Here is a 9,717-nt window from a genome sequence, read left to right on the forward strand (position 1 = left end):
CTGCGATGTTTGCTTGTCCATCCAACCAGATATGAAGGAGTAGCACCATGGGTGCGAAAGACGTTCGTTTTGATACCGATGCCCGCGACCGCATGCTGCGCGGCGTGAACATCCTCGCCGATGCCGTGAAAGTCACCCTCGGCCCGAAAGGCCGCAACGTGGTGATCGACAAATCCTTCGGCGCCCCGCGCATCACCAAGGACGGTGTGACGGTTGCCAAGGAAATCGAACTGGCCGACAAGTTCGAGAACATGGGCGCCCAGATGGTGAAGGAAGTCGCTTCCCGCACCAATGACGAAGCGGGCGACGGCACCACCACCGCCACCGTTCTGGCGCAAGCCATCGTCAAGGAAGGCATGAAGGCGGTTGCCGCCGGCATGAACCCGATGGACCTCAAGCGCGGCATCGATCTGGCCACCGCCAAGGTCGTCGAGGCGATCAAGGCCGCTTCGCGTCCGGTCAAGGATTCGGCTGAAGTCGCGCAGGTCGGCACCATCTCGGCCAACGGTGAGGCCGAAATCGGCCGCCAGATCGCCGATGCGATGCAGAAGGTCGGCAACGAGGGTGTCATCACCGTCGAAGAAAACAAGGGTCTTGAGACCGAAACCACCGTTGTCGAAGGCATGCAGTTCGACCGTGGCTACCTGTCGCCCTATTTCGTCACCAATGCCGACAAGATGATTGCGGAAATGGAAGACGCCTACATCCTGCTGCACGAAAAGAAACTGTCGTCGCTGCAGCCGATGGTCCCCTTGCTGGAAGCCGTGATCCAGTCGCAGCGCCCGCTGGTCATCGTGGCCGAGGACGTGGAAGGCGAAGCACTGGCGACCCTCGTCGTGAACAAACTGCGCGGCGGCCTGAAAATCGCTGCCGTCAAGGCTCCGGGCTTCGGCGACCGCCGCAAGGCCATGCTGCAGGACATCGCGATCCTGACCGGCGGCCAGGTGATCTCGGACGATCTGGGCATGAAGCTGGAATCGGTCACCATCGACATGCTGGGCCGTTCCAAGAAAATCTCGATCAACAAGGACAACACCACCATCGTTGATGGCGCTGGCGTCAAGGCAGAGATCGAAGCCCGCGTGGCCCAGATCCGCGCCCAGATCGAGGAAACCACCTCGGACTACGACCGCGAAAAGCTGCAAGAGCGCGTGGCCAAACTGGCTGGCGGTGTGGCCGTGATCAAGGTTGGCGGCATGACCGAAGTCGAAGTGAAAGAGCGCAAGGACCGCGTGGATGACGCGCTGAACGCCACCCGTGCAGCGGTTCAGGAAGGCATCGTCGTCGGCGGCGGCGTGGCTCTGATCCAGGCTGGCAAGGTGCTGGAAGGCATGACGGGCGCCAACCCCGACCAGACCAACGGCATCAACATCGTGCGTCGCGCGCTGGAGGCTCCCCTGCGTCAGATCGCCCAGAATGCGGGCGTTGACGGGGCCGTGGTTGCGGGCAAGGTGCGCGAGTCGAACGACAAGAACTTTGGCTTCAATGCGCAGACCGAAGAATATGGCGACATGTTCAAGTTCGGCGTCATTGACCCGGCCAAAGTGACCCGCACCGCGCTGGAAGATGCCGCTTCGGTCGCCTCGCTCCTCATCACCACCGAAGCCATGATCGCCGACAAGCCGGCTGACAAGTCGGCTCCGGCCGGCGGTGGCATGGGCGGCATGGGCGGCATGGACGGCATGATGTAATCTGCCCGAAAGGCTGATAAGGAAAGGGCGGCTCCGAAAGGGCCGCCCTTTTCCATATGCCGAGGTTCACTTGGCTCTCTCCCCCTACCTTTCCGGTTGCACGCGCTCCCCGCCGCGCTAGCCTGGGCGCCATGAAAGCCGTCTTCATCGCCTCCAGCCATTCCGCCTATGACGATCGCCCGGGCGAGCTGTATCACTTCCCGAACAGGAACTACCTTTCCGTTGCTGCAAAGACGGTGGGAGATTGGGTGATCTTCTACCAAGGGCGGCGAGGAGGTATCTCTGGATACTACGCTGTCCAGCGTGTTGAGCGGATTGTCCCAGACCCGACTGATCCGTCACATAGTTACGCCATTTTGGACCGCGCGTCGCTCCTGAGCTTTGAACGCCCGGTTCCGCGCTTTCGCGCCAACAATACACCATATGAAAGGGGTCTGCCCAAGGCTCGCGGCAAGAATACCTCTTCTGTGCGGCTGATCTCCGATGCCGATTTCGCCGCCATCATCGACGAGGGCCTTCGGGAAGACATCACCCCTGACACCCTGCCGCGCGAAGGCCCGCTGCCGCAGCCGCTCCAACCCGGCTTTGCCGAAGCCCAGACGGGCTTTGTGCCGCTTGGCAATGCCGATCGGGTGCAGATCCTCGCCTCGCGCGCTTTCCGCGACCGCGCCTTTGCCCGGCAGGTCAAGTCGGCCTATGGCGCGCGCTGTGCCATGTCGGGGCTGATGTTGCGCAACGGCGGCGGGCGGCCCGAAGTGGAAGCCGCCCATATCGTCCCGGTCGAAGCCCGCGGCCCCGACACGGTGCGCAACGGGCTGGCGCTTTCGGGGACCGTGCATTGGATGTTCGACCGCGGGCTGGTCTCGGTGGATGACGACATGACGCTGCTCATCGCCAAGGACAGCGTGGCCAGCGACATCGCCGCGCGGCTCTTCGTGCCGGACCGCAGGCTGATTCTGCCCGCCGATGCCGGCAAGGCCCCGCATCCGGCCTATCTCAAATGGCACCGCGACACCTGCTTCAAGGGCTGATGGCATGAAAACACCCCCGCTCCCCGACCATATGCGCGCGGCCCGCGCGTCCGATCATGCGGCCATAGACGCCCTCTTGCGCGCCGCCTTTCCGACTGCGGCCGAAGCCCGGCTGGTGCAGGATCTGCGCCAGAGCGGCGAGATGGATCTGGAACTGGTGCTGCCCGACGACGGCGGCCTTGCCGGATATCTCGCCCTCAGCCGGATGGTGGAGCCGGCGGGCTGGTTGGCGCTGGCGCCGCTGGCGATTGCGCCCGTCTGGCAGGGCAGGAGGCTTGGCCGCAGGTTGACCGCCGCCGCGCTGAAACTTGCCGCTATCAAGGGGCAGACTGTCGTCGTCCTCGGCGACCCCGCTTTCTACTCCGGCTGCGGCTTTTCCCAGCCCCGCGCCGGCCGCCTCACGTCGCACTATCCGCTCAGCCACACCCTGATCGCCGGACCGGGAGACGATGCGCCCGCCGCAATCCTGCGCTATCCGGCCGCATTCGCCGGGCTGTGACAGACCCTTGCGGTCCGCCCGGTCGAGACGGCAAGATGGTGGCCATGCAGCAGGGGGGGCGGGATGTGAAACGCACCGACAGCTACGGCGACATCGCCAAACGGGTCTCGCGCTGGTGCGGGCGGCAGACCACCTTCCTTTTGGCCATCGCCATCATTGCGCTCTGGATCGTCACCGGCCCGCTGTTCGGCTTTTCCGACACCTGGCAACTGGTCATCAACACCGGCACCACCATCGTCACCTTCCTGATGGTGTTCCTGATCCAGAACACTCAGAACCGCGACACTGCTGCCATCCAGCTGAAACTCGACGAGCTGATCCGCGCCACCAAGGGCGCCCATAATGCGCTGCTGGATCTGGAGGAACTGGACGAGGCGGCGTTGGACCAGTTCCGCGCCCGCTATGAACTCCTCGCCTCGGACGCCCGCGGTCGCTTGCAGCGTGGCGAGGCCGACACGGACACGCCCGAACCCTGATCTGCCCTGCCCCGCTCCTCTTGGCAAGAATGCTCCCGCCGGACGCCCCGGATTGCCAGGCCCGCTGCCGTTACAGGTCTTTCGCCAGCCGGTGCACCCAATGCCCGGTTTCATCGTCAAACCGCGACACGCCGGTCCCGCGAAAGCCCTGTCCTTCCCAGAAGGCCCGCGCCCGGGCGTTTTCCTGCAAGACTGCAAGGCAAAGCCGGGGGCAATCGCGGGTGCGGGCCAGACGCTCGATCTCGGCCAGGAACACCGGGCCGTGGCCCCGCCCGCGGGCGCGCGGGGCGAACAACATCAGGCCCAGATACCCGTCCGCAGGCTCTGGAAACCCGAAGGACAGCTCTGCCACGCCGACCAGTTCGGTGGCGTCGAACAGCCCGAGCCGGTGCGCGGCGGCCGAATCGCAACCCGGCGGGCCATCGGTAAAGAAGGCCTGCGCCTTGGCCAGATCGGGAGGCTTGCGGTCGCTCAGGATCCAGAAATCCGCCGCCTCGCGGTAAAGCGCGGCGACAAGGGCCAGATCGGCCAGGGGGTCAAGCGCCCGGATCAAGCGGGGCAATGGCCACAACCTCCAGCTCGACTGCGCCCGCCGGCCGTCGCCAGACCACCAGATCGCCAACCTCTGCCCCGATCAGCGCCCGGGCAAGTGGCGAATGCGGTGCGATCCGGCCCAGATCGGCATCGGCCTCATCCTCGCCGACGATCTCGAAAGCCCGCTCCACCCCTTCCATCTCCACCACGACACGGGTGCCGAACTGCACTTCCGCGGCGGGCTGAGCGACGGGTTCGACAAGGATCGCGGTGCGCAGCCGCGCCTCCAGATAGCGGATGTCGCGCTCCGCCGCCGCCTCGGGCAAGCGGTCAAGCCGCTCGGCCCGCGCCTTCAGCGCCGCAAGCTCGCCCTGCCGCGCCAGAAGCCGGGCTTTCAGCGTCGCCAGTCCGCGCGGGGTGACATAGTTCGGATGCGGCGAGACCGGCAGGTCGGGCAAGGGCTCCAGCTCACCCGTGCCCTCTTTCACGAAGGCGCGGCTCATCGGATGATCGGCTCCAGCGGGTCATAAAGGCACCCCGCCCCCCAGGCGGCCCGGGGCAGGCTGTCCGGCTTGAACCGGATCGCCCCGGAGTCCAGCTCGGCACGGGAAAAGAACCGCCGATCCGTCACCACGCCCGCGGGATCGCGCCACTCGGGGTCGATTTCCCCCGCGGTGATCGCACAGCGGAAGAACAGGTCGACCTGATGAAAGCCGCTGCGCGGGTCGTGGAATTCGTTGACCAGCGCAGGCTCGCCCACGCTGATCGTCAGCCCGCATTCCTCATGCACCTCGCGTGCCAGATTGTCGGGCAGGGAAGCCCCGCTTTCCGCCCCGCCCCCGGGCGCGCACCACAGATCAGACCGCCGGCCCGGATAGGCGTTGACCAGCAAGAGCCGGTCCTCATGCAGGATCAGCGCGCGGGCGGCAAGGCGGGGGGAGCGATTGGCCATGACCCGACTTTACGGGGCTTTGCCGTGATGTCCACCCTTTGCACCTTGCCCGGCAAGCGGTTAGGTGTGGGCAAACGGGGGATGGCAATGAAGATCGTGGCACGGCCCGGCGCGGGTGACGAGGTGGTGATCCTGCTGCATGGCCTCAGCCGCACGCCGCGCTCGCTGCGGCTCTTGCAAGAGGCGCTGGTGCAGGCGGGCTATGGGGTGATGAACCATGGCTACCCCTCGACAAAAGAGCCGATCGCGCAGCTGGTGGAGCGGGTCGGGCGCCGGGTGGCGGCCTGCGGCGCAAGGCGCGTGCATTTCGTCACCCATTCGCTTGGCGGTATCCTGGCGCGGGCCTGGCTGGCCGAGAACCGCCCGCCGCTGATGGGCCGGGTGGTGATGCTCGCGCCGCCGAATGGCGGATCGGAGCTGGTGGACCGTTTCGGCGACCTCGGCGCGTTTCACTGGCTGATGGGGCCGGCCGGGGTGGAGCTGGGCACCGGCCCGGAGTCCTTTCCAAATCGCCTGGCCTTGCCGGAATACGAGGTGGGGGTGATCGCGGGCACGGTGCCGCTGAACCCCTTGATGGGCAAGATCATTCCCGGCCCGAACGATGGCAAGGTTTCGGTCGCCAGCACAAGGCTCGAGGGCGCGCAGCATATCACCCTGCCGGTCAGCCACACGTTCCTGATGAACAACCCGATGGTGATTGCACAGGTGCTGGCTTTCCTGCGCGAGGGAGCGTTCGAGGATGACCTGACCCTGCCCGCCGCCGTCATGCGGCTGGTGACGGCGCTGAAACGCTAGGGGCGCGAAAATCTCCCGATTTTCGCCTGCGATTTCCGGGCGGAAATCGCCGCGTCAGACCTTGGGCCGCACCCGGTTGACATGGCCCATCTTGCGACCGGGCCGCGCCTCGGCCTTGCCGTAAAGATGCAGGGCGGCATGGCGTTCCTTCAGGATGGCCGGAATGCGGTCGACATCATCGCCGATCAGGTTTTCCATCACCACGTCGGAATGCCGCGCGCCGTCGCCCAAGGGCAGGCCCACCACGGCGCGGACATGCTGCTCGAACTGGTCCACTGCGCAGCCGTTCTGCGTCCAGTGGCCCGAGTTGTGCACGCGCGGCGCGATTTCATTGACCAAGAGGCCCTGTGGCGTGACGAACAGCTCCACCCCCATGACGCCGACATAGTCGAGCGCATTCAGGATGCGCGCCGCCAGCAGCACGGCGTCCGAGCGCTGGGCCGGCGTCAGCCGGGCCGGGATGGTGGTGGTGGACAGGATGCCGTCCTTGTGGACGTTCTCACCCGGATCATAGGCCGCGACCGAGCCATCAAGGCCGCGCGCCGCAATGACCGAGACTTCATGGCTGAAGGAGACGAACCCCTCCAGCACTGCCGGAGCGCCATTCATCGCGGCCAGGGCGGCGGGGGCCTCGGCGAGCGCCATGATCCGCACCTGTCCCTTGCCATCATAGCCAAGCCGCGTGGTCTTGAGGATCGCGGGCGTTCCGATGCGGGCAATCGCGGCCTCCAGATCGGCCAGCGTGTTCACCGCCGCATAGGGGGCGCAGGTCAGGCCAAGCCCGGTCAGGAAGTCCTTTTCCAGCATCCGGTCCTGCGAAATCGCCAGCGCCCGGCGGTTCGGGCGAATGGGCCTTGCGGCCTCCAGCAGGTCCAGCGCGGCGGTGGGGACGTTCTCGAATTCATAGGTGATGACATCGACCGAGGCCGCAAAGGCCGCCAGCGCGGCATGGTCGTCATAGCTGGCGGTGGTGCAGGCATGCGCCACATCGGCGGCGGGCGGGTTCGCGCCCGGCTCGTAGATATGGGTCTTGTAGCCCAGCCGGCTGGCCGCGACCGAGAGCATCCGCCCCAGTTGTCCGCCGCCCAGAATGCCGATGGTGGAGCCCGGTTTCAGCATGTCACTCGTCCTTTGGAGCATCGGGGATCGAGGCCGACAGCGCCGCGCGCCAGGCGTCCAGCCGCACGGCCAGCGCCGGATCGGAAATCGCCAGAATGCCCGCCGCCATCAGCCCGGCATTGGCCGCCCCGGCCGCGCCGATCGCCATGGTGGCCACCGGATAACCCTTGGGCATCTGCAGGATGGAATAAAGGCTGTCGACGCCCGACAGCGCCTTGGTCTGCACCGGCACGCCAATGACGGGCACGCGGGTCTTCGAGGCCATCATGCCGGGCAGATGCGCCGCCCCGCCCGCGCCCGCGATGATGACTTTCAGCCGCCCGGCGGCCTCCTTGCCATAGGTCCAGAGCCGGTCGGGCGTGCGGTGGGCCGAAACGATCTTCGTCTCGTAGGGGATGCCCAGCTGATCGAGGATCAGCGCGGCCTCCTTCATCGTCGGCCAGTCGGACTGGCTTCCCATGATGATCCCAACGTCAACGGCCATGCGCGCCCCCTATCGGTGCCCCCGTTCGGTAATAGGGCGGCAATATACCGGGGCAGGGCAGGGGGCAACCCGTTGGTCGGGGTTCAGCCCGAACCATGGTCAAAACGCATCACGCGATGATGTCGGGGATCAACTGGTCTTCGAACTTCACGATCTGGTCTTTCAGCGCCAGCTTCTGCTTCTTCAGCCGCCTGAGCGTGAGCTGATCGGGCCGCCCGGCGCTTTCCAGCGCGGCAATCGCCTCGTCCAGATCGCGATGTTCGCGACGCAGGACTTCCAGCCTCACCCGAAGCATGTCCTCAAAGTTCATCTCGCTGGAAATGTTCATGGCAGGATCTGGGTCCAGTCTTCTTGGCTTTGGCCGAGGATACAGCGATTCGGTTTCGAAATGGGGAAGAATCTGGGCCGATATGACCACTTTTTGCGCCTGTTTTGTACTTGGCCAAACCCTTGCACCCCCGCGCCCGCCGACCCATATTGAGGCGAACCGGCTGCCATCATGGGGCCGGGGCAGAGATGTCGCTTGGATCAAGGACACCGGGATATGACGAAACTTACGTTTGGCGCGCACCCTTTCCTGCTGGGCTTCGAACAATTGGAGCGGCTGGTCGAACGCACCGCCAAGACCGCCTCCGAAGGCTATCCGCCCTTCAACATCGAGGCGACGTCGGAGAACACCTACCGCATCACGCTCGCTGTCGCGGGGTTCCGTGACGATGATCTGGCGATCACCGTCGAGGACCGGCAACTGGTGATCCGCGGGCGGCAGGGTGAGGACGGGACCGACCGGGTGTTCCTGCATCGTGGCATCGCGGCACGGGCCTTCCAGCGCAGCTTCGTGCTGGCCGACGGGGTCGAGGTGGCGGGGGCCGGGTTGGACCACGGCCTGCTGAACATTGATCTGCGCCGCCAGGTGCCCGAAACCGTGGTGCAGACCATCCGCATCGGCCGCAAGTAAGGAGAAAGGTCATGGATGTGAAATACAACGCCCTGCCGGAAGCCGAACGCGCCATCGTCTATGTGCGCCCGGTGCCGGTGTCGGAACTGCCCGCCGAGGTGCAGGAACAGGTCGGCGATCTGGTCACGGTCTATTCGGTGAACCGCCCGGACGGAGAGCGGGTGGCGCTGGTTGCGGACCGCAAACTGGCCTTTTCGCTGGCCCGCCAGCACGAAATGGTGCCGGTCAGCGTGCATTGAGCCGCGCGGGCTACTTCCGGCGGAACAGTCCGCGATAGACGGTGCGTCGGAACGGGTGGCGCAACTGGCCCAGCAGCGTCTGGGGGATCCGGTCCGTCACCCCGAGCGGCACCGTGCAGGGGCCGGGCACGCGAAAGGTTCCGAAGGCGCGGTCAAAGACCGAAAACACCGTCGCGTAATTCGTGTCGAACGCCTGCGGGTCGGCCGCATGATGCCAGCGGTGCATCGCCGGCGAGACAAAGATCAGCCCCAGCCTGCCATAGGTCCAGGGCAGATCGGCGTGGATGAAGAAGCCATAGTAATGCCGCACCAGATGGTTGGCCAGCGCCGCCTCGGGCGGAAACCCCAGGGCCATGACGGCAGCCCCGTCGATCAGGAAGGTCGTGGCCCGGTTGATCGGGTGAAACCGCTCCAGCGCCAGCCAGGTCATCTGGGTGTCGGAATGATGGATGGCATGCGACGGCCACAGGACCGCCGAATGTTCAAGCCGGTGGCGCCAGTAGCCGACGAAATCGCCCCAGATGACCGCGAGCAGGATCACCAGCCAGGCCGGCAGCTGACTCCAGGTCGCGGTGTCGACCAGCTGGCGTCCGGGCTGGGCGAAGAAGCCGCTCATCGCCTGATTGGCCAACGCGAACAGCGGCACGACCAGAAGGACGTTGGCCAGCATCACCTGCAGGTTCAGCGCGGTTTCGCGCGCCGTGCGGCGGATGTCGCCCAGAAGGGCGCTGCCTTTGGTCGCAAGCCCAAGGCACAGGAAGAACAGCGCCGGCAGGACCAGCGCCTTGGTGGCGACAAGAAGGTTGACGGCCGAGTTTCTTGCCAGGTCTTCGATCACGGTCCCGCCCCGGTTTTGCCGGAACAGCAAAGCAAAACGGCCCCCTGATGGCAAGACCGGGGGGCCGTCTCGGGTCGGGCATCGCGCGGCGACCCGAAAGG

14 protein-coding genes are annotated in these 9,717 nt (G+C 65.8%); 7 read left to right on the forward strand and 7 right to left on the reverse strand.

Features of this window, described 5'->3' with window-relative positions; genetic code table 11:
* Positions 1-47: 47 nt before the first annotated feature.
* The 4 genes from groL to G4Z14_RS10580 all read left to right on the forward strand — a co-directional run bounded on the left by groL (position 48) and on the right by G4Z14_RS10580 (position 3,697).
* A complete protein-coding gene (groL, locus tag G4Z14_RS10565) occupies positions 48-1,691 on the forward strand; it encodes a chaperonin GroEL (RefSeq protein ID WP_164625479.1) in 1,644 nt (547 codons plus the stop codon).
* A gap of 131 nt (positions 1,692-1,822) precedes the next feature.
* Entirely contained in the window at positions 1,823-2,722 is a 900-nt protein-coding gene (locus G4Z14_RS10570) for an HNH endonuclease (protein ID WP_164625481.1), read from the forward strand.
* Between the two features lie 4 nt (positions 2,723-2,726).
* Positions 2,727-3,221, forward strand: coding sequence for a GNAT family N-acetyltransferase (locus G4Z14_RS10575; protein WP_227751651.1), 495 nt, complete (start codon positions 2,727-2,729; stop codon positions 3,219-3,221).
* A gap of 65 nt (positions 3,222-3,286) precedes the next feature.
* The gene (locus tag G4Z14_RS10580) at positions 3,287-3,697 is read left to right on the forward strand and encodes a low affinity iron permease family protein (protein WP_321573025.1); all 411 of its coding nucleotides are present in this window, start codon (positions 3,287-3,289) and stop codon (positions 3,695-3,697) included.
* A 70-nt stretch (positions 3,698-3,767) separates the two neighbouring features.
* Here G4Z14_RS10580 and G4Z14_RS10585 read toward each other — a convergent pair whose 3' ends face one another.
* From G4Z14_RS10585 to G4Z14_RS10595, 3 genes are read right to left on the reverse strand one after another with little or no spacing between them, the layout of a single operon-like run.
* A complete protein-coding gene (locus G4Z14_RS10585; RefSeq protein WP_227751652.1) occupies positions 3,768-4,259 on the reverse strand; it encodes a GNAT family N-acetyltransferase in 492 nt (163 codons plus the stop codon).
* Positions 4,234-4,734, reverse strand: coding sequence for a GreA/GreB family elongation factor (locus G4Z14_RS10590; RefSeq protein ID WP_164625487.1), 501 nt, complete (start codon positions 4,732-4,734; stop codon positions 4,234-4,236). Before G4Z14_RS10590 ends, G4Z14_RS10585 begins: the two co-directional genes overlap by 26 nt.
* Entirely contained in the window at positions 4,731-5,183 is a 453-nt protein-coding gene (locus tag G4Z14_RS10595; protein WP_164625489.1) for an NUDIX domain-containing protein, read from the reverse strand. The genes G4Z14_RS10590 and G4Z14_RS10595 overlap by 4 nt, the downstream gene beginning before the upstream one ends.
* Before the next feature lie 81 nt (positions 5,184-5,264).
* On the opposite strand from G4Z14_RS10595, the gene G4Z14_RS10600 reads away from it, so the two are divergent.
* Positions 5,265-5,978 carry an alpha/beta fold hydrolase gene (locus tag G4Z14_RS10600; protein WP_164625491.1) on the forward strand — a complete coding sequence of 238 codons (714 nt, stop codon included), beginning with the start codon at positions 5,265-5,267 and terminating at the stop codon, positions 5,976-5,978.
* A gap of 54 nt (positions 5,979-6,032) precedes the next feature.
* On the opposite strand, the gene G4Z14_RS10605 is transcribed toward G4Z14_RS10600, so the two are convergent.
* The 3 genes from G4Z14_RS10605 to G4Z14_RS10615 form a co-directional block, all read right to left on the reverse strand.
* Positions 6,033-7,097 (reverse strand): 5-(carboxyamino)imidazole ribonucleotide synthase, encoded by a 1,065-nt coding sequence (locus tag G4Z14_RS10605; protein ID WP_265331857.1) that lies wholly within the window; start codon positions 7,095-7,097, stop codon positions 6,033-6,035.
* A 1-nt stretch (position 7,098) separates the two neighbouring features.
* Complete coding sequence (gene purE / locus G4Z14_RS10610) at positions 7,099-7,581, reverse strand: 5-(carboxyamino)imidazole ribonucleotide mutase (RefSeq protein WP_164625495.1); 483 nt, start codon at positions 7,579-7,581, stop codon at positions 7,099-7,101.
* Positions 7,582-7,690: 109 nt separating this feature from the next.
* A complete protein-coding gene (locus G4Z14_RS10615; protein WP_164625497.1) occupies positions 7,691-7,909 on the reverse strand; it encodes a YdcH family protein in 219 nt (72 codons plus the stop codon).
* 216 nt (positions 7,910-8,125) lie between these two features.
* Between G4Z14_RS10615 and G4Z14_RS10620 the strand changes: the two genes are divergently transcribed.
* Both G4Z14_RS10620 and G4Z14_RS10625 read left to right on the forward strand, forming a co-directional pair.
* A complete protein-coding gene (locus G4Z14_RS10620) occupies positions 8,126-8,539 on the forward strand; it encodes an Hsp20 family protein (protein WP_164625499.1) in 414 nt (137 codons plus the stop codon).
* Positions 8,540-8,550: 11 nt separating this feature from the next.
* Complete coding sequence (locus G4Z14_RS10625) at positions 8,551-8,778, forward strand: DUF1150 family protein (RefSeq protein ID WP_164625501.1); 228 nt, start codon at positions 8,551-8,553, stop codon at positions 8,776-8,778.
* Positions 8,779-8,788: 10 nt separating this feature from the next.
* Here G4Z14_RS10625 and G4Z14_RS10630 read toward each other — a convergent pair whose 3' ends face one another.
* The gene (locus tag G4Z14_RS10630) at positions 8,789-9,616 is read right to left on the reverse strand and encodes a sterol desaturase family protein (RefSeq protein ID WP_321573026.1); all 828 of its coding nucleotides are present in this window, start codon (positions 9,614-9,616) and stop codon (positions 8,789-8,791) included.
* Between the last annotated feature and the right edge of the window lie 101 nt (positions 9,617-9,717).

The sequence above is a fragment of the Tabrizicola oligotrophica genome, assembly GCF_011008935.1.
In the GTDB taxonomy this organism is placed as follows: domain Bacteria; phylum Pseudomonadota; class Alphaproteobacteria; order Rhodobacterales; family Rhodobacteraceae; genus Tabrizicola_A; species Tabrizicola_A oligotrophica.